Here is a 22,378-nt window from a genome sequence, read left to right as displayed (position 1 = left end):
TTTTCCTCCTCTTTTAGCTGGTGGAGCCGATGCCGGGAATAGACGAGAAGGACAGGGAGATACTCAGAATCCTCAGGAAAGAGGGCAGGATAACCCTGACCGAGCTCGGAAAGAGGGTTGGTCTATCCCCTGCCAGCGTGAAGAACAGGGTCGAAAAGCTGGAGAAGCTCGGGGCGATCAAGGGCTACTCCGCCATCGTTGACCCGGCCTTTCTCGACGAATACGTCCAGGCGTTCTTTGAGCTCAAGCTTGCCATAGACGACCACACCATCGACCCGATTCTGAGACGGGTTGCCAGGCTGGACGAGGTTCAGAGCCTCTACCGGCGCAGCGGCGAGAGGCAGATACTCGTGAGGGCGAGCTTCCACAGCACCGATGAGGTCAAGGCCTTTGCCGGGAGGCTCAAAAGGTTTTTCGGCAAAAACCTGGAGCGGGTTGAGGTCACAATCATAATAGACACCTTCAAGGAGAACTGGGTGTCGGGGGAGGGCGAGAGGCGCTGATTGCCTGGCGAGGGAGTGAGAATGCTCTTCGTCGTGAGACCCGGGAGAAAGAAGAACGAACTTGAGGCATTTTTCATCGAGAACGAGCCCGAAAAGCTCACCGCGATGAAGAACCTGAAGGCTGACAGGATATACCGCTTCATAATGCGCGAGGGGAGGCTCTTCAAGGTCCTTGAGGGGAGCCAGTACCGCAATCCCAAGGAGATTGAAAAGCTCCTCCGGGTGGCCCGGATCGTCCTGGTGAACGCCGACGAGTGGGAGGACTACTTCAAGCGGAGGCTCCAGAACAGGAGGGTTGAAAGGGCCGAGCTCTGCCGCCTCTGCCTCCTTGACGGCAGGGTGACCGTTCTCACCGAGGGCAACCGCATTAAATACCACGGGGAGTACATATGCGAGAGGTGTGCGGAAGACGAGCTGAAGAGGGAGCTCCGCTTCAGGTTCAGGAGCGTTGCCATGTTCGACCAGGCAAAGAAGCTCCTCGACAGGTTTAGAGACCTCGATAAGGTCCTCTACGCCTTCGACCCCCGCTTCGACCCGACGAGGCACCCGGAGGTAACCAAGTGGGACGAGCTGAAGGCCAAGCACGTGCGCGTTGAGAAGGTCCACCTCGACGAGCTTCCGCTCCCCGAGGGGTTCAAATCCGTTCTCAAAGCGGAAGGTGTTAACGAGCTCCTCCCGGTTCAGAGCCTGGCGGTGAAGCACGGCCTCCTTGAGGGGGAGAGCCTTCTCGTGGTTTCCGCCACTGCGAGCGGAAAGACCCTCATCGGCGAGCTGGCCGGCGTCCCCAAGGCCATGAAGGGCCGGAAGATGCTCTTCCTTGTCCCCCTCGTTGCCCTGGCGAACCAGAAGTACGAGGACTTCAAGCGGCGCTATTCTAAACTAGGTCTCCGCGTGGCCATCCGCGTTGGAATGAGCCGCATAAAGACCCGGGACGAGCTTGTTGTGGTTGATACGGGCATCGATGCCGACATCATAGTGGGAACCTACGAAGGGATTGACTACCTCCTCAGGGCTGGGAGGAAGATAGGCAACGTCGGAACCATCGTGATAGACGAGATACACACCCTTGACGACGAGGAGCGCGGGCCAAGGCTGGACGGGCTGATCGCCAGATTGAGAAAGCTCTATCCCAAAGCCCAGTTCATAGGCCTGAGCGCCACCGTCGGAAACCCGGAAGAGCTGGCGAAGGAACTTGGCCTGAAGCTGGTGCTCTACGACGAGAGACCGGTCGACCTGGAGAGGCACATAATCATAGCGAGAAACGAGGGCGAGAAGTGGAGGCACATCGCCAACCTCTGCCGGGCGGAGGCTATGAGGAAATCCCGGCAGGGCTACAGGGGGCAGACGATAGTCTTCACGTTCTCGCGCAAGAGGACGCACGAGCTGGCTGCTTACCTCACGAGCAAAGGACTGAAAGCCAGGCCCTACCACTCCGGCCTTCCATACAAACAGAGGAAGCTCACGGAGATGGAGTTCCAGGCCCAGATGCTCGACGTCGTCGTAACAACCGCCGCCCTTGGAGCGGGAGTCGACTTTCCAGCGAGTCAGGTCATCTTCGAGAGCCTCGCGATGGGCAACAAGTGGCTGACCGTCAGGGAGTTCCACCAGATGCTCGGCCGTGCCGGAAGGCCGCTATACCACGAGAAGGGGAAGGTGTACCTCATAGTCGAGCCCGGAAGGAAGTATTCCGCCCAGATGGAGGGCAGTGAGGACGGAGTGGCTTTCAAGCTCCTCACCGCGCCGATTGAACCCGTCCTCGTCGAGTGGAGCGATGAGCTTGAGCAGGACAACGTTCTGGCCCACTCCTGCGTCTTCAACCGGCTCGACATCATCGAGGAGGTTCAGGAAAAGTGCCTCGGTGCCAACCAGAACGCCGGGAAAGTCCTCGAAAAACTTGAGGAGTTCGGCTTCGTCCGGCTCAAGGGGCTGTCAGTGGAAGTTACCCCCTACGGAAGGGCCGTTAGCATGAGCTTCCTCCTGCCCAAAGAGGCGTCCTTCATAAGGAAGAACCTCGGAAAGAAGCCCGCCCAGGGGATAGCGGTCAAGCTTTTGCCGTTCGAAAACCTCTACCTGAGCGGGACGCTCCAGAGGGAGCTTGAGGGTGCTGTAAGGGGAAGGCTGAGCGCGAACGTCTTCTCGCCGAGCTTCGGCTCGATCCTTGAGGAGCTCGACAAGGTCATCCCCGAACTCAGCCCCAACGCCGCCGAGAGGCTCTTCACGATGTATCAGGAGTTTTTCATGTGCCCCGAGGAGGAGTGCACGGAATACGCTATGGAGCGCGTCAGCAACATGATAATCGAGCTGAGGAGGAGCGGGAGGCACCCTACCCAGATAGCCGACCACTTCAGGAAGGTCTACGGCCTCATAGTCTATCCTGGGGACGTTTTCACGTGGCTCGATGGGATAGTCAGAAAGCTTGAGGCGATAGAGCGGATCGCGAGGGTTTTCCGCGTGAGGGACGCCGAGGAGGAGGCGAGGATTCTGAAGAGGGAAATTGAGGAGGGCAGGACAATAGGAAGAGGGGCCCGTTAGGGCTCATCCCGCTATCTGAAGCACCAGCTGGGCAGGGTCCCTTATGGCCGGCCCCAGGCCAAGGATGTATATTGCAAGGTACCAGTAGTGCCTCTCGTCCCTGTCAGGCACCAGATATCTGAGCCCGTAGTAGACCGCCACGAGTATCAGCGTTATCCACGGGTAGTACGAATACGCCCCCAGGTAGCTCACGAGTATGTTCTCCAGCCAGTGCACCTCACGGTAGCCGTAGAAGTGGATGGCCACCACCGTCGAGGCTATGTCAAAGTAGTGGGCCAGGACGGGGTAGAGGTAGAGCCTTTCAAAGGGACGCCACCGGTAGAACGCGAAGACTGCGGCAAAGCTGACAGCTGTGTGAAGTAGAGTCAGCCCGTAGGGCTGCCAGCTCTTGGCGTTTGTTACGAGGAGGTAGTTTGCCCAGATGGCCAGCAGTGTTCCCCAGGAGACCGTCACCTTCGGGTAGGTGCCCATCTTCGCGTCCACCGCGAGTGCGGGAAGTATGAGGAGGAAGGCTGTGAAGAATATCCCTGGGGTCAGTATGAGTGGGTTCTTTGGAAGGACTCCCCCGTCAACGAGGGCCCTCACCGTTGACCCGAACACAACCATTGGTGTAACCGCCAGAAAGAGCCTCTCGTCCACCTTTATCCCGAGGGGCTTGATTATATACTTATATGAATATATCACTCCCAGCCCCAGCAGGAAGGCATAGACAAAGGTGTTGACCGGGTTGTATCCGCTCCTCGTGAACATGGGTTCCCAGAAGTACGTGTAGAAGAATTCCCAGAGGTAGTTCCACACCGATTCCAGCATCTTTCCCACCAAGCCAAGGTTTGAACGACCGTTTAAAGTTCTTTTGGATTCACATGGAGAAACTTATTAAGGGGATAATTTCGTAATTGTAAGGGGGTGATACCATGTACGGGCCAGGTGTCGTTGCTGCAATGGGAACTGCGATGATACTGGGCTTCCTGCTGGCGCTCTTCATAGCGGCGCTGTTCCTGTGGATGGCAGCAAAGCTGATTGGAATACAGAACGCGTCGATAGGAAAGGCAATGATTGCAATACTCGGTGGAGGAATACTGGCCGCCATCGTCGGTGCAGTGGTTGGGGCGGTTCTGGGGCCCCTTGGCCCGATAGCGGCGTTCATTACAAACATATGGGTCATCAAGGCTGTTTTTGACACCGACTGGCTCAGGGCGTTTCTCGCGTGGGTACTGGCTGCAGTGATAGCGGGCCTTGTGATGGGAATCCTCGCGCTCCTGGGAATATTCACACTCGGTGCACTCGCGGCGCTCTGAGTCTTTCCTTTTTGGGTAAGGTATAAATATCTCCAACGCGCTAACCTGTGTGATGCCTATGTTCTTCAAACCGGCCGAGCTCCAGCCAAGGGAGATCAAGCCCTTCGATTCGTTTCCCCTCGCGTTTGCCGAGGGAAGCATGGGAGCTATTATAGCGGCCGACGAGCTGGCCGAAACTGCTTTTCTGTACCACCTCGTTGCAAACGCCCTTGAAAACGGCCCCGTCTATCATATCGGCCCCGGAGCATCGTTTTCCGTTAAGATCCTGAAGCGCATCACAGAAGACGTATCCAACCTGTACGCCGGCAACGTCTACTCGGTTGAGGAACTCCTCCAGGCGCTCAACGTCGTTGAGGATGGCTCCCTCGTTGTGGTCTCGCTCTTTCCGACGCTCCTCAACCGTTCCGCAGAGGGAATAGTGGAGGTTCGGAAGCTGGTTGACAGAAAGGGGCTCATCCTGGTTCTGGGACACACGACCATGGAGCTCAACGAACTGGACCTCCCCGGGGAATTCAGGCGCTTTTATGAGCTCCCGGAGATATTCGAGGCACTGGCTGTTCTGAGAACCAGCTCCTACCGCGGTCACTACAGGCTCAACATGACCGTTCTCAAGGCACCTCCCGACTACGTCTCTGCCGTGGGTGACCACTCGATACCGGTGGACTCCCTGATAAAGCCCCTCCTCTAGCCGTATATGCTTATATGCCCGAGCCCGAGGCCGTAGCGGACGTAGAGCGCCAGTGCAAAGAGCAGCAGGACAATGGCCGTGGCGGCGTAGTCCCTGCCCGTCATCTCGATGTCGTGGAGAAACGTCCTTTTCTTGGTGGCGCCGAGGGCGCGGCTCTCAAGGGCTATGCTCAGCTCGTGGGCAGTCTTGAGGGACGCCACAAGCAGAGGTATCAGGACGGCGCTCATCCTCCTGATCCGCACGAGGAAGTTGCCCTTCTCAATCTCCCATCCCCTGCTCTTCTGGGCGTCCATGATGTTGTTGGTGAGGATGTAGAGAGTGGGGATGTAGCGGAGGGCTATCGAGATCGTCAGGCCAAACTCGTAGGGCATGCCCAGTTTCACAAATCCGAGGATCAGGTCGCGCTGGCTCGTCGTCATCAGGAGTATGAACGTTAGCAGGGCAAACGTCAGGAGGCGCATCGAGAAAGAGATGCCGAAGAGAAGCCCCTCAAGCCTCGGCTTGTATATCAGGGGCCATATAACTAGAGTTATGATGACTATCGGAAGGAGAGGCTTCAAAAGGTGGAGCACCTCCCGGATCTCAATCTTTCCAAGTGCCCTCGCCGCTATGAGCGTGAAAAAGAACAGCGGAATCAGAAAAGTGGGGTCATTGTAGAGCATTATTGCGGCGATTCCGGAGAGGGTCCCGATTATCTTGACCCTCGGGTCGAGGCTGTGGAGCAGGGAGTCCCTCTCGAAGTAGAAGGGGTAGATCACCGTGAACCACCTGCCAGGGCGTTTATAACCTCTGAGGCACTCCTGACGAATCCTATTCCGAGTTTTTCGCTTATTCTGAGGAGTTCTGGTTTTTCAAGCCCGTAGTCGTGGAGTTCAAGGGAGAAGAACTTCTCCACCGAACCGTCAAAGACCTTCCTCCCTTCATGCAGCAGGACTACCCTCTCCGCCAGCTCCAGAACCAGGTCCATATCGTGGGTGATGAGGAGTATTCCATGGCCGCCTTTTCTCAGTTCGCGTATGGTCTTGACGACCCCTGCGGCGTTTCTGGCGTCCAGGCCGGTCGTGGGTTCGTCCAGAATGAGGTATTTTGGCCTCATCGCCAGGACGCAGGCTATCGCCAGTCTCTGCTTCTCACCGCCGCTGAGGGAGTATGGTGCCCTGTCTTCGTAGCCCTCAAGGTTGACGGTCTTCAGTGCCCACCTCACCCTTCTCTCGACCTCGTCCTCGCTTAGGCCGAGGTTCCTTGGCCCGAATGCAACCTCCCTGAAGACGTTCTCCTCAAAGAACATGTGCTCGGGGTTCTGGAAGACGTAGCCGACTATTCTGCTCAGCTCGGCGACGGTGTGCTTCCTGGTGTCCATTCCATCGACGGTAACCCTGCCCTTTGTGGGCTTCAGGAGCCCGTTGAAGTGCTTCACCAGCGTAGTCTTTCCGCTCCCGTTCTGCCCCACGAGGGCCACTATCTCCTCGCCCATCTCGAAGTCTACGCCCCTCAGTGCCTCTCTCCCGTTCTCGTAGATATGCCAGACGTTCTCAGCCCTCAGCATCGCTTTCCACTTCCTCGGGCTGATTTAAAAAAGTTCCCAGTGAGAACCTGAGCTCCCCGAACAGCCTCCTGGAGACCTCAAGGAGAGGGGGCGCTCTCCCGAGCACACGCGCCATGGACGTTGCATCACCCGGCACCGGGTTGGAAACGTTCAGTCCCACCCCAATAACCGCGTACCTGACCATGTCCAGCTCTCCTGCCGCCTCCAGAAGGACGCCGGCTATCTTTTTCTCTCCTACGTAAATTCCCTCATCAAGAACCTCCACGGGTATCCTGTAGTCCCCGAGGGTTCTCGCCACCGCTTTGAGGGAGGGCTTCATAAGGTTCCCGACCTCTGTAAGCCTCATCCTTGGCCTCAGAATCACCGAGAAGTACAGGCCACCCCTCTTTGAAAGCCACCGCCCTCCCCGCCGGGCCCTCCCTGCGGTCTGCTCTTCCGCTATGACAAACGTCCACTCGGGTTCCCCCCTCTCCGCAAGCTTCCCCGCGACCTCCATAGTTGACGGCGTCTTCAGAAGGTAGTAGCTCCTGACGTCGAGCTCCCAGGGATAGGGCTTTTCAGGGGTGGAAACGAGCAGGTACCCTCTTCCGGTGGCCTCTATGCCGTATCCGAGGGCCTGGAGCTCCCTGACGTGCTTCCACACGGAGACCCTTGAAACGCCCAGTTCCCTGGCCATCCTGTCACCTGACACGGTGTTCCCTTCCCTCAGCATGGACAGTATTCCCCTCTTTACGGGACTGTCCTTTATCAACCCCCTCATGGCGATCAAGTTTCGTTAACTAAAACGTTTTAAAGATTAACGGAGGTGCCTTCGAGTGGTGATCAAATGAGAGCACGCGACGTGGCATTTGCCGGTCTCTTCGCGGCCCTGACTGCGGTGGGAGCGCAGATCAGCATTCCAGTAGGACCCGTCCCCATAACACTTCAGGTCTTCTTTGTCCTCCTGAGCGGGCTCGTTCTCGGGGCAAGACTCGGCTTTCTGAGCCAGCTGGTTTACGTTATCATGGGTGCCGTGGGCATGCCGGTGTTCGCCAACTTCCAGGGAGGGTTTGCGGTTCTCTACGGGCCAACAGGCGGATACATAGCGGCCTTCCCCATCGCGGCGTTTCTTGCTGGGTATCTAACCGAGAAATCCGGGGGAAAAACCGGAATGGTGGCTGGCTCTCTCGCGGGGGTAGGGGTTATATACCTCCTCGGCTGGCTGAGGCTCGGCCTGTTCCTTGCCGGAGATTTTTACAGGGCGTTTCTCCTTGGAGTGCTGCCCTTTATTCCAGTGGATGTTATAAAAGCTGCCCTGGCGGTTTTGATATCCGGCAGGGTAAGAAAAGCGGTAAATTTGGGGTGATGGCGTCACCAGTCCGCCATCGCCTCTTCAAGTATTCCCACTGCCTGCTTCTGGTGAAGCGCTGCCTTTCTCAGGTCTATGAAGATGTAGATCCTCGGAAAGTTCGCCACAACCGGGCCGTACTGGCTCGCGTTGGCGTAGTACTCCGCGGCTGTGTCGTTCTGGATGGTCGCCAGTCCAAGGGTCTCGTTGTCCATGCCGCCTGCAACGGCCCCTTCGTACAGGGTGTTGTACCTCTCAAGGTTTCTGTGATATTGGATGTAGTAGTAGAAGTTGAACAGCATCACGTTTATTCCGCGCTGAACTGGTGCCTCCGGGGTCGGGGCCATCCGGGAATAGCCGAGGTTGTTCATGATCATTTCGGTGTAGAACGCCTTCCATTCGGGCCCTTTTCTGGCAACGCTGTACTCAACGGTCAGGCCGGTAACAAAGACCTTGCCGTTCCCCAGGGTGTATACTGCGGTACTTGGCTTTCCGTAGTCGGGGCTTCCCGTGGGTGCCTGGACGGTTATTATCTCCGCATCGGCGGGAAGGCCGACGAAGTAGCCGTGGCTGGCGTAGCTGCTGTAGAGCGTCGTGTTGTTGGCTATCACGTAATCATAGCTCGAATAGCTCTGCACTATGGTTACGTTCCTTGGGGGGGGTGTCGTCCAGAGGCCTCCATTCCACCCCCAGTTGGCGGCGTGAATCTCAAGAACCTTCCCCGCCTTTACGTAGTCTTCCAGTTTGCCCATCTGGGGGCCTATCTCATCGTAAAAGCTCTGGGGCTGGTCGCTTACAATGATGATCATGTCGTACGTGTCCATAAGATCCCGAGCCGTTTTGTTCTGAAGCTCAGTGCTTGTCATAACATCGTACGGGACGCCCATGTCAGTGAGGGTGTCCTCGACCGCCGGCGAGTTCCACGCGTTCACGTTCTTAAGGATCAGCACGCTGTATTCGCTTAGCGGCTTTGCAGAAACGGTGGTGGGCCCCAACACCGCCATCAGACTAAACAGCACGAGCAGCGATAACGCTGCGCTCAAAATTTTTTTCATACAAATCTCCCCTTTTGGTCCGAACCGAGCAGAAGAACCTTGGGACTCCCGCCCTTAATATATTGTAGACCTTACACTATTTAAGTCTTCTTGCATAAATTTGAAGGATTTCCAATCAGATTTGCCTCATAGTTTCCTGAGTGTCTCGGCCGCGAATCTAACGTCGAGGGAATTCCTCACCCTGAAGAAGCTCAGCGTCACCTTTGGGTTTCTCTTCGTCAGCTCTTCAACTGACAGCGGTTCGTAGTCGAGGAACTCGGTGATCCGGCTTAGGCTCCGGTAGCCCTCAGCGAGGGCGGCGTTTATCGCGTCTTCCAGGGCGTCGGACTCGTATATTGCGTGCGTAACCTCCGCCGTCCCGTCACTCCATACAGGTATCAGCGCCTCCGGCTCGTTCTCGTAGAAGAGCCCGGCCATGTAGTTCACGAGGAAGGGCATTATCAGGGGCATGTTGCCCTCGGCGAGGAAGAAGGGCTCGTCCGGCATCGCCTTCAGGAGGGCCTCCATCTTGCTTTTGGCCGAGACCGGGACGGGATTGGTAATGTGGAGGGAGTAGATCCGCAGTTTGTCCTTTCGGACTATCGTCAGTACCTCGTCTATTCTCTTGCTCATCAGGAGCCTCCGCTCCGTGAGTTTAACGACCGGTTCGTCGTTTACTGGGACGGTGTAGTTCTCCCACCGCTTTTCGGGGAAGGCGAGGATCACGGCCTTCATATGGCCCACTTAGGGAACCGGTTTAAAAGTCAATCGATTGGCTTAGGAATAGCTACGGCACGTTAAGTCCGTTCCCTCTTCTATTTCAGCGAAAAGGGAGATGAGAGAAAAGCTAACCCTTAAGCCACCTCTCCATCCACCCGGCTATCAGCTCAAGCCTTCTCACCCTGTGCTTCGGCTTCCCGCCCCTGCTGAGGTCGTGGTTCTCTCCCGGGAATATCGCGAGCTCCACCGTTTTGCCAAGGTACTTCAGGGCGGTGTAGAACTGGAGTGCCTCCGGGAGCCAGCACCGGTAGTCCTCGGTCGAGTGGATTATGAGGAGCGGCGTTTCAACGTTCGGCGCGTACTTCAGCGGGCTCTTCTCCCAGTAGCCGTCACCGTTGCTCCACGGATCTCCTCCAATCTGATCGGGCGCGAAGAAGTAGCCGATGTCCGTTGTGCCAAAGAAGCTCACCCAGTTGGAAATGGAACGCTGAGTTACTGCGGCTTTAAAGCGATTGGTGTGGCCGACTATCCAGTTCGTCATGAAGCCCCCGTAGGAGCCGCCGGTGACGCCTATCCTCTCCCCATCTATGAAGTCGAAGCGCTTGACGGCCTCATCAACGACCTCCATCAGATCCTGATAGTCCCTCTCCCCGTAGTGCTCCCTTATGTCCGCAAATTCTTCCCCGTAGCCGTCGCTTCCTCTGGGGTTGGAGAATATCACGACGAAGCCCTTGGCGGTCAGGACATGGAACTCGTGCATGAAGGAGCAGCCGTAGGCCGTCTTAGGCCCGCCGTGGATCTCCAGAACGGCCGGATACTTCTTTCCGGGTTCAAAGTTCACCGGCTTCATTACCCAGGCGTCTATCTCGGCCCCATCACTGGCCTTAACCTTGAAGTGCTCTGGCTCTGAAAGCTCATACTCCTTAATCCAGCCGTTGAAGTCGGTGAGCTTTCTCTCCTTCCCCTCGCGGAGGAGGTACAGCTCCGTTGGTGTAACCGCGTCCTGGGCGGTGAAGGCTATGTAGTCGCCGATTGCGAAGCTCTCGACGCTTCTGTCGCCGCCGATGACGCGCTCGATCTTCCCGGCGAGATTGACCCTGAACAGGTTCGCCCTCGGGCCGTCCGTGGCGACGTAGTAGACCCAGCCGTTCTTAAAGACCAGCTCCGCCCTCTGGCTCCCGCGCACGTCGCAGTTGAGGGAGTTGTAGGCCGAACGGTCGAGGTCGGCCGTGAGCTTTCTAAGCTCGCCACTCCCCTGGTCGTAGTGGTAGATGTGGGTGTTCGTGGGAATCCCGCGCTCGCGGGTGTTGGCCTTGAGGATGAACGTCCCGTCGTCGAGCGGAATGAAGTCGCTCACGCTCCACTTCCCCGGCGTGAGCCTTCTCGCCTTCCTGCCCTCAAGGACGTAGAGGTCGCTCACCATCGGGTTCCTCTCGCGGTCTTCCTGGGCGATGAAGTAAAGCTTGCCGTTGTGGAAGCGAACCTGCGATACATCGAGGTTCTTCGGCGTTATGCGCCTCTTCCTGCCGGTCTCAAGGTCAACGAGATAGACCACGCTCCTCTTCCCGTAGACCCAGCCGACGCCGTTGAACCAGAATGGGATCTCCCTGATGACGTGGACGTCGTCTTTCTGCCTCTCGACGTCTATCGGCGTGACGACCGCTATACCCTTCCCGTCCTCGGTGAAGCGGAGGTTTTTGATGCCGTACTTGAACTTGGTTAAGAGCCTCGCCTCGCCGCCGTCGGTGGGGATGATGTAGAGCTCGGCCTCCTTGCTCTCCCTGTCGCGCTTGGATGTGAACGCGATAAGCTTCCCGTCCGGAGAAAATCTCGGGTTCCCGTCCTTCTTTCCAGAGGTGAAAGGCTTGACCTTTCTGCCGTCGTAGAGGTAGAGCCTTGAAAAGTAGTCGTCCTTCTCGACGCTTATCTCTGTAACTTGAAAAACGAGCCTTCTCCTGTAGGCGTCGATGTTCCCGACCAGCTTGAACTTTCCGAGGTCTTTCTCGGTTAGGCCCTTTGCCATTTAGACTCACCGAGAACAATCGGTCTTTTTCGTATAAAAGCTTAGCGTTTCGATGGGTATCGAGGATAATAGAAAACGGTAAATCAGACAGAACGGCCAGTTCCTATGGTGTGTAGCGTGGAATAGAGCTCCTCCAGACTGGGTTCTCTGAGTTTTATCTCTTCAACGGTTATTCCCCTGATAACTAACAATGCATTAACCTCTGCTGGTTCCGCGTTTTGTATGACTATGTGACCTTTGATGACCTCTGGGAAATAACCTTCAGCTTTTAGCACCTTTGTGGCTTTTTCAGTTTCGCGAACCCGAATCACAACCCCCTTACCTTTTGGAGCTATGCTTTTGAACTCTTGAATGTTCCCACTGAACAGGATCCCTCCTTTTTTAATAACCGTAAGCTTGTCGCACATTTCATCAACATCACTCAGAATATGGGTGGAAAACAGTACAGATGCCTTCTCTTTTTCAACATACTCTCTTAAAATACCCTTAAACTTAAACCTCCATGCGGGATCGAGTCCCCTAGTTGGTTCATCAAGCAGGAGTACCTTAGGACTTCCAATAAACGTCCTGGCTATTGCCACACGCCTCTTTGTTCCGCTTGAAAGGGCTGAAACTTTTTTTCGAGAGTACTCTCGTATTTCAAATACTTCAAGCAGTTCTCTGAGCTCTCCTTGGTCATAGGCTCCTTTGAGTAAGGCATAGCGTTTAAGGTTATCCCACACGGACAGTCCCGGATAGAGGAAGTCGTATTCAGGGAGGTAACCTACTTGGCCCCTAACCTTGGGATCCTCTGCAGGATTTGTTCCCAGGACTCTGACTTTGCCGGAGTCCGGAATTAGGAGGCCTAGAATGAGGCGAAAAGTTGTGGTTTTGCCTGCTCCGTTGTGGCCGAGATACGCATGGATTTCGCCGGGTTTTATCTTAATGCTGATATCCATAAGGACGTCCTTTCCTTTTATGGACTTCCTCACACTATCAAGTTCTATCATTGGGCCCACCTCATACCAGAACCATTTTTTCACTGAGAGCCTTCCCAAAGTGCCTGAATATCATATATACTACTAACAAAGCTCCAACAGAGAGAAAGCCCGAGATTATGAGCCCCAATGATGCCGAAAGACCCCTACCGAGATACTTTGGAACGTATAATGGAGCAAAGAAAGCCGTGAATGCAATACCTCCCTTTGCAATGTCAAGGTACCGCGAATGCAGTAGGAACGTTGTAAGGATCACGAGGGAGGTAAAACTGAACAGCAGGGGGCTGGCCAGAATAACTCCAAAGGCGATTTGGTCGATGCTAATGGGATTGCCCAGATGCACTGTAAGTACCCAGCCCACAACACCCCCAACGATTATCCCCACGAGCCCGAGTACGAAACTCGCAGTAGTCTTAACGAGGACAATACGGGATGGACCAAGTGGAAGACTGAGAAGCAGTTCATGAATCCCGAGCAGTTTTTCCTGGGCAACAGGAGTACTAAAAAATAGGGAGAGGAGTATCGGTAGTGAGATGCTGAGGCTGCCGATGACCTGTTCGGCCGGAATTGGATTCAGGCTTGCCATCCAGTAGAGAACCGCAGTCATGAAGGGTATTAAAACAAAATACAGACCGATCTGTCTTGTTATGTAACGAAGCTCTTCCAAAATTTGTGTCTTCAATGTGTTCATCTTTCACCCTCCAAGACATTATTCCATATTGGGCAGGTTTGTGGGGTAACTTTCATACAATGAATTACCGTTCGGCACATCCGGCATGCTCCTTTTAGGGAGCACTCTCGACAGGGGTCCGACCAGGATAAAATGATCTTCTGAAGTTCTTTTCTACCTAGCCTGCTCTCAGTATAATGAGGAGAATAGCCCTTGCATGGAGCTATGTATCCATTGGGTATTGATATGCACAAATTGCCATATAGGCAGGGAGCATAGTTGTGTTCCAGTGATATCGTTAGATCCTCGATGGAAATCTGAGTGAAAAGGTACGAACTTTTGGGAACTCTCCTGAGAAATCTTGCTAAATCACTTGTATCTATCTGCTTGCTGTTTGAATAAAAGGTCCAGGTTATGTTGACCTTCCCAGCACTAAAGTTCGATGGTGTTAAAGACGGGTGTTTTAAATCTGTGTATATAACAATGTTAGATGGTATGTTAATGGCGTTGCAAATGTAAGACACTTTAGTTGCCCAATGAGGGCTAGAATCAAGCAGTACAGCAGTGAGAGTTAGAGTCTTATTGTTCTGCGTTAATCTGTGGTTGTACTCAATGATTACCTCTTTGAACTTAATAATTGCATGTGCTGGCATTATAAGAACTACTATTTTAGGATATTCTAGATCTGTGAGTTTCGACAGGATATCATCCATTATCGTAATGTCAGTAAAAAGCTCCCCACCACTTAGACTTACGATTAATGGCCTAAATATTCTAATCATGGTTGTTATGTATTGGATGTCCTGTTTATGGTTCTCTTGGGAAGGATTTTTTGTGCATCCGATGCATGATTCGCAGATGTGTGACACAGTATCGGCTTTGCGTAACGGACAGAGTTCATAAAGCTCGCATGATGTTGTAAACAGTAGGTCAAGCCTCTGTATTTGAAACATATTTATGAATTTCATCGCCTTTTGAAGCCTAGAACCCAGTACAAAAGTGTCCAAGTAAAGATCCTCCCCAGATATAAAACCGTAATTTTTTAATTTGTCCAGAAACTCTGACTGAGTATGAATGTACTCCTCCGGAACTCCCTTTAATAGTTCATCAAAGATTTTTGCATCTTGAATATCCAAATTTAGTAATCTCTTATTCAGCCAATCATAAAGAGTGATCCCATTTGTTCCTCTGTAACAGTACACCCATGGGTATGTTTTAAACATCTTCAGGGCCATAAAATCCCCCTCTTTCGTTTAACAATTCCAGTCTCCTTTCAAAATATTCAGGATTGACCTCATAGATAGTGAAAGCTGTCTTTAGCCCTTCAATTATCCAGTCTCTGAATGTATTACAGTCTTCAGAGTTCAGGTACGCAAAACACCTGGAACAGCTATGAGCAATATTGCAGTACTGACACTTATTATTTACCATCTCCGCATACTCTCGAAGAAGTTCTTTTATCTTTGAGATATCCAAGCCCCGTTTTACGTCCCCTATTGTTGTACTGGATGGAGCTCGCTCACAGACTTGTATATCTCCGTTTGTAGTGACGTACAATTTAAATCCCGGGATGCATGTTGAGGTAAAGGCCGTTAGTGGATTGCTGCGGCTTAGTGTATTCCTGTAAAACATTAAAGACCCCGGACTTCCGAACAGAATTTCAAGGAATGTCGAGTTCCTACCGTCTTTTAAACTCCGGAGAAATTCATTAAAAAGATCATCCAGCATACTCTTGTAGTTTTTATAATCCTCCATGTTAAAACTTGAATAATATGTGGTGCCCAGAGAGCGAACAGGGTTAGCAAATATCGGACGTATCGGTGAATCATTATCAAAGAACCTTGCTATCTCGTGTAAATTTGATCTCACATCATAAGTTACCAGCGCGAAACACTCCTTTTCAGATCCGTGTTTTCTCTGAGCCTCCTTAAGATTTTGTATCCCCCTCATAACCAACCCGAAAGTGCCCTTTCCATTGGACAAAATCCTATTCCTGTCATGTTCCTCTTTGGGGCCGTCAAGGCTTATAGATACATCAAAATTATTCTTAACGAGAAATTCTGCGACTTTTTTGCTTATTAAAGCTCCGTTGGTTGTGATAGTATACCTAGTCTCAAATTCGTTTGAATAGTATTGCTTAATGTGCTGAACACAAGCTTTAATAAGTTTAAAATTAAGAAGGGGTTCTCCCCCGTAAAATGCGACTGTTGGTTCCCTCTGTGGATTTAAAAGAGCTCCCTCCTGTAAATACTCAAAATACAAATCAATAGCTTTTAATGCTATGTTAACTTTCATAAAAGACTTACCGTGGTTCCTAAAGTCTTTGTATGTGTCCCCAAATACACAATATCTGCACCTAAAATTACAGCTATTTGTAACTTCGAGGAACAATTCATACAGACCATCTTTTAGGATTAAATACTCTAAATGTTCATCCGTTATCTCCATTAGCCCTCTAGGGCGAAGAGGCCGATAGAATGCTCCAAAGCGGGAGATAAGTATCTCTATCATCCTGTACACCTCAGAATAGTTGTTATTTTTGGATCTCTGTCTTTGCAACATTGTTAGGGCTTCTATTGGGGTTTTACTGTTCAGGATACGCTGAATATCTGAACTAATTGGACGAGGAAGCTGAATTACAAAGCCCGTTATGTCATCGAATAGGTATATGTTGCCACTCTCGCTTGTGAAAAAAATAGAAGAGTGGACAAAATTTGGCATTTTTTCACCTCAGTGTTCATATGCATAGGCTGTTGCCCCTGCCATCGCCGCTTGAGAACTTACAAACGTTGCTGTTGCCCCTGTTATGTAGCATACGGCCCCGCATCCTCCAACACAACCTGCTGCACAAGCCGCATAACATAGCCATCCCATGGGGAATCACCAATTGGCATTAGATAATATTAATTTAAGATCTTCGTAAATGTAATGTTAATAACCTAAAGTTTAAAATCTTTATAAGATGTTATTGTTCATCATGTTATAATATGATAGAACAACTATACCACTAATAGTTTTGGAGTTGTGAAATTGGGGCCACTTTAATTCTTTAGGATTATATTTTAATCACACGATTGTATTTTAAAGGGTAAACATCTAGAAATGCTGCGAGAGGAGAGTAAGAGGTATCTGAGCCGACCTCAATGTAATAGCCCTCGAACACATGTCTCTAGGTCTCTTAGACCTTTGGAGGCTTCATACGTGCAATGCAGTTTCCCCATATCAATCACCATCTTTTTAAATCCCCCTTCTCCCTTTTATCCGGGAGGGGTCGCTATGACCGTCAAGGTCCGCTTTGATAAGGAAGTGAGAGACTACGCTAAAAGCGAGAAGGTTAAGGACGATGTTCTCAGGCTCACCGAGACGGCCCTGGCTCAGGCGCTTGAGAAGTTTCACAGGAGAATGATAGTGATCGAGGGGGACACCCCCAAAAAGGCCGAGCTGGCCGGAATTCTTGCGGGTGCTTCGGCGAGGGTTCTGGATTCGGTTCTTGACGAGCTGATGAAGAAAAGGCTGAGGGACGAGAGCGAGGGCAGAATAGAGGTTCTCTACGCCACAGACGCTCTCGGCGAGGAAACCTTTGGAAGAAAGCGCTACGAGGCCTTCAGGAAGCACTTCGACGTTTTAGCTGGAGGAAACGCCGAGGTCAAGGCAGTGACCTTCAAGCACACCCGCGACATCCTCGGGAGGACGTACGACCTGCTCGTTCTGGACATGAGCTACGACTACTCGCCGAACGACCTCGGGAGGATCATAGAAACCGTCCGCGGCGGCGGGCTCATCTTCATCCTCGCCCACCCCTTCAAGAAGTGGCGCGACATGTGGACGGGCTTCCACAAGAGCCTCGTCACACCTCCCTATACCATAGACGACGTCAAGAAGCGCTTCAACCGGCGGCTCATCCGGAAGTTCACGGAGCACGAGGGCATCTACATAATAACAGAGAACGGAAAGGCCAAGAAGAAGCCGAAGAGGAACAAGAGCCAAGCAAAGATTAAGGCCAGAAGAGGCGTGCCGATTCCGGAGGAGGCCCTCTTCCCGCGCGAGCTCTACGAGATGGCCCTCACCGAGGGGCAGGTTGAAGTCCTCAGGGCCTTTGAGGAGCTGGTTGAGGAGGAGGGCATGCTCGTCATCACCGCCGACCGCGGAAGGGGAAAGAGCGTTTCCGTTGGAATTGCCGCCATAGGTCTGGCTTTAGCCCTGGGCAAGAGGACGCGCATCGTCGTCACAGCCCCAGAGCCGGAGAACGTTCAGGCCCTTTTCCGCTTCGCCAAGCGTGCCCTTCAGAAGCTCGGCTTCAAGCCGCACGTCATCGAAGAGAGGGGCCTGATCAAAGAACTGTACGCCCGGAAGATAGGCCTGAGGTACTATCCCCCGGCAGAGGGTTACAAAAAGACCGCCGACCTGTACATACTCGACGAAGCGGCAGGAATCCACGTGCCGATACTCCACAGGTACCTGGACAAGCCGCGCGTGGTTTACTCCTCCACGATCCACGGCTATGAGGGAGCGGGTAGGGGCTTCTCCGTCAAGTTCCTCAAGAAGGCCCGGGAGAGGCGCTCCTTCAGGGAGCTCCACATGGAGGAGCCGATCCGCTACGCGGAAAACGATCCCATCGAGAAGTGGCTCTTCGACGTCCTCCTGCTCGATGCCGAGCCGGTTGAGCTCACCGATGAGGACTACGAGCTGATAAAGGAGGGGGAGGTCTACTTCGAGGAGCCCGACCTCGATGACTGGTTCGAGAACGACAGGGAGGATCTGAGGAACTTCGTCGGCATCTATATACTCGCACACTACCGCAACAGGCCGAGCGACGTGGCTTTGCTCGCGGACGCGCCGCACCACAGGGCGAGGGTCCTGCGGCTGAAGAACGGCAAGATAGTGACCGCCCTCCAGATAGCGGAGGAGGGCAACATTCCAAAGAAAGTTATCGAGAAGATGGCGAAGGGCTACAAGCCGCGCGGCAATATTATCCCCGACATGATGGTCAAGCACCACATGGCGAAGGAGTTCGCAAAGCTGAGGGGGTACAGGATAGTCAGAATCGCCACCCACCCGGACGCGATGGACATGGGTCTCGGAAGCAAGGCACTGGAGCTCCTTGAAAAGGAAGCGCGTGAGAAGGGCCTCGACTGGATCGGTTCGGGCTTTGGAGCGAGCGAGGAGCTCGTCCGCTTCTGGGTCAGGAACGGCTTTGCCGTCGTCCACCTGAGCCCGGCAAGAAACCCCGTGAGCGGCGAGTTTACCGCCATAGTCCTCAAGCCGATAAGCGAGAGGGCGAAGAAGCTCATCCGCAGGGCCAACGACGAGTTCAGGATAAGGCTCACGGAATGGCTTGCCGATACCCACCGTGAGGTTGAGCCTGAGATCGTCAGGTGGCTCTTCGAGACGCCCTTCGGGGAGGCCGTTGATTATCCGATTCACCTCACGGAGGTTCAGAAAAAGCGCCTTGATGCCTTCACCGGCAAGGTTCTCACCTACGATACCGTGGTTGACGCCGTTAAGCCCATCGTTAAGCTCTACTTCCTCGACGGCTGGATGAAGCCCTACCTCGACGAGAGGCAGATAAAGCTGCTGATCTACAGGATTCTCCAGGGACACAGCTGGGAGGAAACGGCAAGGCTAATCGACAGAACCGAAACCTTCACGATGATAGAGGTGCGCGATATTATAAGGGGCCTCTGGTACTATTACAAGAGGATCATTTCCTAACCTTAAACTAACTTTTTATAGGATTGATACGTAGTCTCCTTGATGTATCGGTGGTTTATCCATTCCAACGGTGACTCCTATGCCGGGCGGCAACTGGGGGAAGATAATTTCGATAACGAAGGATGGCATGAGGAGCATAGGAACGATGAGGCGAAAGATAGGCAGGGGTAAGAGGATAGCACTGCTCATTGACGGTCCAAACATCCTCAGAAAGGAGTTCGGGGTCAAGCTGGAGGACATAGTTGAGGCCCTGGAGGGACTGGGCGACCTCAGGGTCTCCAAGGTGATACTGAACCAGTACGCTCCGCAGGGGCTCATAGAGGCGGTATCGAACCAGGGCTTTGAGGCCATCGTCGTCTCAGGTGAGACGGGTGTCAAGCTCGCCGTCGAGGCGATGAGGGAGATATACAACCCCAACATCGACGTGATTGCCCTGGCAACCCGGAACGCCGAGTTCCTGCCGGTGATTCTCAAGGCCAAAGAAAAGGGCAAGGAAACCATCGTAATTGGCATTGAGCCGGGTTTTTCGGCGGCACTGAAGCATGCGGCAGACTACACCATAATCCTTGAGGGCGGTGAGGAGAGATGAAGGAGCGATTTTTTAGGGTTCTCAGGCGCGGGGAAAAAGAGGTCAAAGAAGTCAGCACCCCGGAAAAGCCAAGGAAGAAGAGGAGCATAGGCCTCATCATAGACGGCCCGAACATCCTGCGAAAGGAGTTCGGGATAAAGCTGGAGGACATAATCGACGCCCTTGAGAGGATCGGGAAGCTCCGCGTTGCTAAGGTCGTCCTCAACCAGTACGCTCCGCAGGGGCTCATAGAGGCGGTCGTCAACCAGGGGCTGGAGCCAATCATAGTGGCAGGGGACACCGACGTGAGGATCGCTATAGAGGCCATGGAGCTCATCTACAACTCCGACGTGGACGTAATAGCCCTGGCCACCAGGGACGCCGACTTCCTCCCGATAGTCAACGAGGCAAAGCGCAGGGGAAAGGAGACCATAGTCATCGGCGTGGAGCCCGGCTTCTCGGTTGCACTCCAGAACGCGGCCGACTACGTCATCAAGATGGAGGGCAAGGGTGAAGCCCATGAGTTCAAATAAACTTTTAAGCCCTCTTTCCAGCCCTATTCTGGTGGGAGAAAGTGATAGTTGAAATAATACTATTCGCGCTCGGCCTCGTCCTGCTCATCAAGGGGAGCGACTATTTTGTTGAAGCCGCCTCGCGTGTAGCGAAGGGCTTCGGGGTGAGCGAGTTCATCATAGCGCTCGTTCTGGCCAGCATAGCCACCACCCTGCCGGAAGTCACCGTCTCGGCGATATCGTCCTACCAGGGGAAGCCCGACATAGCGCTGGGAAACGCGATTGGAAGTGCCCTCGCGAATATCGCCCTGATCCTCGGTGTGTCCTCCCTGCTCCGCCCCCTGAAGGTGGAGAAGACCGCCTGGAAGAACTCCCTCTTCATGATAGCCGTCACGGCATACGCGGGCCTCCTGATGTACGACGGCAGGATAAGCCGCCTTGACGGGGCGAGCCTGATACTGATATACTTCGGCTTTCTGTACTACCTCTACCGGAAGCATATGACGCTTGAGGAGCTCCCGGAGGGCGGGCGCGGAAACCCAAAGAGGGATGCCCTCATAATGTTCGGGAGCGGGGTCCTCGTAGTGACCGGTGCGAAGCTCGTAGTGGACAGCGCCGTCACTATGGCGCGGGCCTTCGGAGTCCCCGAGGTCGTCATAGGTCTCACGATGGTCTCGATTGGAACCTCCCTGCCGGAGATGGCCAACTCCCTCACGGCCACCCTCAAGCGGCTCCCAAACATAAGCGTCGGCAACATAATAGGGGCGAACATCCTCGACATCCTCATGGTCATAGGGATAGCGGCGCTCATAAACCCGATATACGTCGACTCCACGATCTACACCTTCACGCTGCCGCTGACCCTTTTGGTCATGGCCATACTGACGGCAGTCCTTCGCTTCACCGGCAGAATAGACAGGCTCACCGGCGGAATACTGCTGGCGATTTACTCCTACTTCCTCTACGTCTACCTGACCGGCGGCGTCCACCTGCCGCAGGGCTGATTCCATCTATTTTTCTGAAGTCAAGGGCACAGTTCTGGGGCGCAAAGCTTTTTAATCCCGTCTATTACCCCTTTATGAAAACCCAAAACCCGTTCATGGAGGTGGAAAAATGAGAAAGCTTGCCACCCTGTTGCTCACCTTCCTGCTCCTCGGTGCCCTCTGGGCGGCAAAGCCCGTTAAAGCCCAGGAGCAGCTGACGGTCTACTCCTACGACAGCATAGAGTGGTGGATGAAGGAGATCGTCCCGATTTTTGAGCAGAAGTACGGCGTCAAGGTGAACCTCGTCCTCATCGGCGATGCCGGTGAGGTTCTCAACAGGCTAATCCTTGAGAAGGACAACCCCCAGGCGGACGTTGTGGTGGGCATAGACAACAGCTACATGGCCAAGGCAATTGATGCGGGAATACTTGAGCCGTACAGACCGGCCAACGCCGATGTTATCCCCCAGTGGATAATCGACAGCTTTGACCCGACGTTCCACCTCACCCCCTACGACTACGGCTTCATAGCGATAAACTACCGCAAGGACATGGTTCAGAACCCGCCGGCAAGTCTCGAAGACCTCACCAAGCCGGAGTGGAAGGGCAAGCTGATAATCGAAGACCCGCGCACCAGCTCGCCGGGAATGGCCTTTCTCCTCTGGACGATAGCGGTCTACGGTGACGACTGGCTGAACTACTGGGAGAAGCTCAAGAAGAACAATGTCCAGATAGTCGAGGGCTGGAGCGCTGCCTGGAACGCCTTCACCAAGGGTGAATACCCGCTCGTCCTAAGCTACGCCACATCTCCCGCTGCGACTGTTTACTACGACAACAACACCAACGTCGGTGCCGTGGCGTTTAAGGAGGGCAACTACCTCCAGATAGAGGGCGCCGGAATAGTCAAGGGCGCCAAGCACCCGGAGCTGGCAAAGAAGTTCATCGAGTTCCTCATAAGCGAGGAGGCCCAGGAGAAGCTCCCGCTCAACCAGTGGATGTACCCCGTCAACAAAAACGTTCAGACCCCGGAGGTTTTCAAATACGCGGTGAAGATAGACAAGCCCGTGACCGTTGACCCCAAGGATATCGAGAACAACTACGACCTCTGGCTCAAGCAGTGGACAGCACTCATGATAGAGGGCAAGAGTCCGGACGAGATACTCGGAAAGACCACCACAACGGCCTCCGAGGAGAACAACGGAATCTGCGGCCCGGCTCTGGTGGTCGGTCTTGCCCTGGTACCACTCCTCCTCAGGAGGAGGTGAGCTTTTCTTTTCTCTTTAACG

The 22,378-nt window shown here is 53.6% G+C and carries 21 protein-coding genes; 10 read left to right on the top strand and 11 right to left on the bottom strand.

What is annotated here, in order from left to right; genetic code table 11:
- Positions 1 to 29 precede the first annotated feature (29 nt).
- Positions 30 to 503: an Lrp/AsnC family transcriptional regulator gene (locus ACZ5M3_RS03290; RefSeq protein ID WP_464840261.1), complete on the top strand. Its 474-nt coding sequence runs from the start codon at positions 30 to 32 to the stop codon at positions 501 to 503.
- A gap of 21 nt (positions 504 to 524) precedes the next feature.
- A complete protein-coding gene (locus ACZ5M3_RS03285) occupies positions 525 to 3,035 on the top strand; it encodes a DEAD/DEAH box helicase (RefSeq protein WP_464840260.1) in 2,511 nt (836 codons plus the stop codon).
- Positions 3,036 to 3,038: 3 nt separating this feature from the next.
- Here the strand turns inward: ACZ5M3_RS03285 and ACZ5M3_RS03280 are convergent, their stop codons facing one another.
- Positions 3,039 to 3,845, bottom strand: coding sequence for a DUF63 family protein (locus ACZ5M3_RS03280; protein WP_464841072.1), 807 nt, complete (start codon positions 3,843 to 3,845; stop codon positions 3,039 to 3,041).
- Between the two features lie 104 nt (positions 3,846 to 3,949).
- Here ACZ5M3_RS03280 and ACZ5M3_RS03275 point away from each other — a divergent pair, with 104 nt between their 5' ends.
- Both ACZ5M3_RS03275 and ACZ5M3_RS03270 read left to right on the top strand, forming a co-directional pair.
- Entirely contained in the window at positions 3,950 to 4,333 is a 384-nt protein-coding gene (locus ACZ5M3_RS03275; protein WP_464840259.1) for a hypothetical protein, read from the top strand.
- Positions 4,334 to 4,385: 52 nt separating this feature from the next.
- Positions 4,386 to 5,021: a hypothetical protein gene (locus ACZ5M3_RS03270; RefSeq protein ID WP_464840258.1), complete on the top strand. Its 636-nt coding sequence runs from the start codon at positions 4,386 to 4,388 to the stop codon at positions 5,019 to 5,021.
- On the opposite strand, the gene ACZ5M3_RS03265 is transcribed toward ACZ5M3_RS03270, so the two are convergent.
- Genes ACZ5M3_RS03265 through ACZ5M3_RS03255 form a run of 3 tightly spaced genes read right to left on the bottom strand, consistent with a single transcriptional unit; the run spans position 5,018 to position 7,327 of the window.
- Positions 5,018 to 5,779 carry an energy-coupling factor transporter transmembrane component T family protein gene (locus ACZ5M3_RS03265; protein WP_464840257.1) on the bottom strand — a complete coding sequence of 254 codons (762 nt, stop codon included), beginning with the start codon at positions 5,777 to 5,779 and terminating at the stop codon, positions 5,018 to 5,020. The genes ACZ5M3_RS03270 and ACZ5M3_RS03265 overlap by 4 nt on opposite strands.
- A complete protein-coding gene (locus ACZ5M3_RS03260) occupies positions 5,776 to 6,567 on the bottom strand; it encodes an energy-coupling factor ABC transporter ATP-binding protein (protein WP_464840256.1) in 792 nt (263 codons plus the stop codon). The genes ACZ5M3_RS03265 and ACZ5M3_RS03260 overlap by 4 nt, the downstream gene beginning before the upstream one ends.
- Positions 6,554 to 7,327 carry a biotin--[acetyl-CoA-carboxylase] ligase gene (locus ACZ5M3_RS03255; protein ID WP_464840255.1) on the bottom strand — a complete coding sequence of 258 codons (774 nt, stop codon included), beginning with the start codon at positions 7,325 to 7,327 and terminating at the stop codon, positions 6,554 to 6,556. Before ACZ5M3_RS03255 ends, ACZ5M3_RS03260 begins: the two co-directional genes overlap by 14 nt.
- A gap of 66 nt (positions 7,328 to 7,393) precedes the next feature.
- Between ACZ5M3_RS03255 and ACZ5M3_RS03250 the strand changes: the two genes are divergently transcribed.
- Positions 7,394 to 7,912 (top strand): biotin transporter BioY, encoded by a 519-nt coding sequence (locus ACZ5M3_RS03250; protein WP_464840254.1) that lies wholly within the window; start codon positions 7,394 to 7,396, stop codon positions 7,910 to 7,912.
- Positions 7,913 to 7,917: 5 nt separating this feature from the next.
- Here the strand turns inward: ACZ5M3_RS03250 and ACZ5M3_RS03245 are convergent, their stop codons facing one another.
- The 7 genes from ACZ5M3_RS03245 to ACZ5M3_RS03215 form a co-directional block, all read right to left on the bottom strand.
- Complete coding sequence (locus ACZ5M3_RS03245; protein ID WP_464840253.1) at positions 7,918 to 8,949, bottom strand: pyrolysin; 1,032 nt, start codon at positions 8,947 to 8,949, stop codon at positions 7,918 to 7,920.
- 126 nt (positions 8,950 to 9,075) lie between these two features.
- Complete coding sequence (mobA, locus tag ACZ5M3_RS03240; RefSeq protein ID WP_464840252.1) at positions 9,076 to 9,663, bottom strand: molybdenum cofactor guanylyltransferase; 588 nt, start codon at positions 9,661 to 9,663, stop codon at positions 9,076 to 9,078.
- Between the two features lie 112 nt (positions 9,664 to 9,775).
- Positions 9,776 to 11,671 carry a dipeptidyl-peptidase 5 gene (locus ACZ5M3_RS03235; RefSeq protein ID WP_464840251.1) on the bottom strand — a complete coding sequence of 632 codons (1,896 nt, stop codon included), beginning with the start codon at positions 11,669 to 11,671 and terminating at the stop codon, positions 9,776 to 9,778.
- Positions 11,672 to 11,754: 83 nt separating this feature from the next.
- Positions 11,755 to 12,660: an ABC transporter ATP-binding protein gene (locus tag ACZ5M3_RS03230; RefSeq protein ID WP_464840250.1), complete on the bottom strand. Its 906-nt coding sequence runs from the start codon at positions 12,658 to 12,660 to the stop codon at positions 11,755 to 11,757.
- 10 nt (positions 12,661 to 12,670) lie between these two features.
- Entirely contained in the window at positions 12,671 to 13,339 is a 669-nt protein-coding gene (locus tag ACZ5M3_RS03225) for an ABC-2 transporter permease (RefSeq protein WP_464840249.1), read from the bottom strand.
- The gene (locus ACZ5M3_RS03220) at positions 13,336 to 14,553 is read right to left on the bottom strand and encodes a hypothetical protein (RefSeq protein ID WP_464840248.1); all 1,218 of its coding nucleotides are present in this window, start codon (positions 14,551 to 14,553) and stop codon (positions 13,336 to 13,338) included. Before ACZ5M3_RS03220 ends, ACZ5M3_RS03225 begins: the two co-directional genes overlap by 4 nt.
- On the bottom strand, positions 14,534 to 16,039 hold the full coding sequence (locus tag ACZ5M3_RS03215; protein WP_464840247.1) for a radical SAM protein: 1,506 nt from the start codon (positions 16,037 to 16,039) through the stop codon (positions 14,534 to 14,536). Before ACZ5M3_RS03215 ends, ACZ5M3_RS03220 begins: the two co-directional genes overlap by 20 nt.
- A gap of 555 nt (positions 16,040 to 16,594) precedes the next feature.
- On the opposite strand from ACZ5M3_RS03215, the gene ACZ5M3_RS03210 reads away from it, so the two are divergent.
- The 5 genes from ACZ5M3_RS03210 (at position 16,595) to ACZ5M3_RS03190 (ending at position 22,357) form a co-directional block, all read left to right on the top strand.
- On the top strand, positions 16,595 to 19,030 hold the full coding sequence (locus ACZ5M3_RS03210; protein ID WP_464840246.1) for a tRNA(Met) cytidine acetyltransferase TmcA: 2,436 nt from the start codon (positions 16,595 to 16,597) through the stop codon (positions 19,028 to 19,030).
- A 79-nt stretch (positions 19,031 to 19,109) separates the two neighbouring features.
- Positions 19,110 to 19,619 carry a TIGR00288 family NYN domain-containing protein gene (locus ACZ5M3_RS03205; protein ID WP_464840245.1) on the top strand — a complete coding sequence of 170 codons (510 nt, stop codon included), beginning with the start codon at positions 19,110 to 19,112 and terminating at the stop codon, positions 19,617 to 19,619.
- Positions 19,616 to 20,131 carry a TIGR00288 family NYN domain-containing protein gene (locus ACZ5M3_RS03200; RefSeq protein ID WP_464840244.1) on the top strand — a complete coding sequence of 172 codons (516 nt, stop codon included), beginning with the start codon at positions 19,616 to 19,618 and terminating at the stop codon, positions 20,129 to 20,131. Before ACZ5M3_RS03205 ends, ACZ5M3_RS03200 begins: the two co-directional genes overlap by 4 nt.
- A 41-nt stretch (positions 20,132 to 20,172) precedes the next feature.
- On the top strand, positions 20,173 to 21,114 hold the full coding sequence (locus ACZ5M3_RS03195; protein WP_464840243.1) for a calcium/sodium antiporter: 942 nt from the start codon (positions 20,173 to 20,175) through the stop codon (positions 21,112 to 21,114).
- Between the two features lie 109 nt (positions 21,115 to 21,223).
- Positions 21,224 to 22,357: a thiamine ABC transporter substrate-binding protein gene (locus ACZ5M3_RS03190; protein ID WP_464840242.1), complete on the top strand. Its 1,134-nt coding sequence runs from the start codon at positions 21,224 to 21,226 to the stop codon at positions 22,355 to 22,357.
- Positions 22,358 to 22,378: the final 21 nt, after the last annotated feature.

It is taken from the genome of Thermococcus coalescens (genome assembly GCF_055392585.1).
Note: the sequence above shows the minus strand (reverse complement) of the source record. Positions and strands in the feature narration are given on the sequence as shown.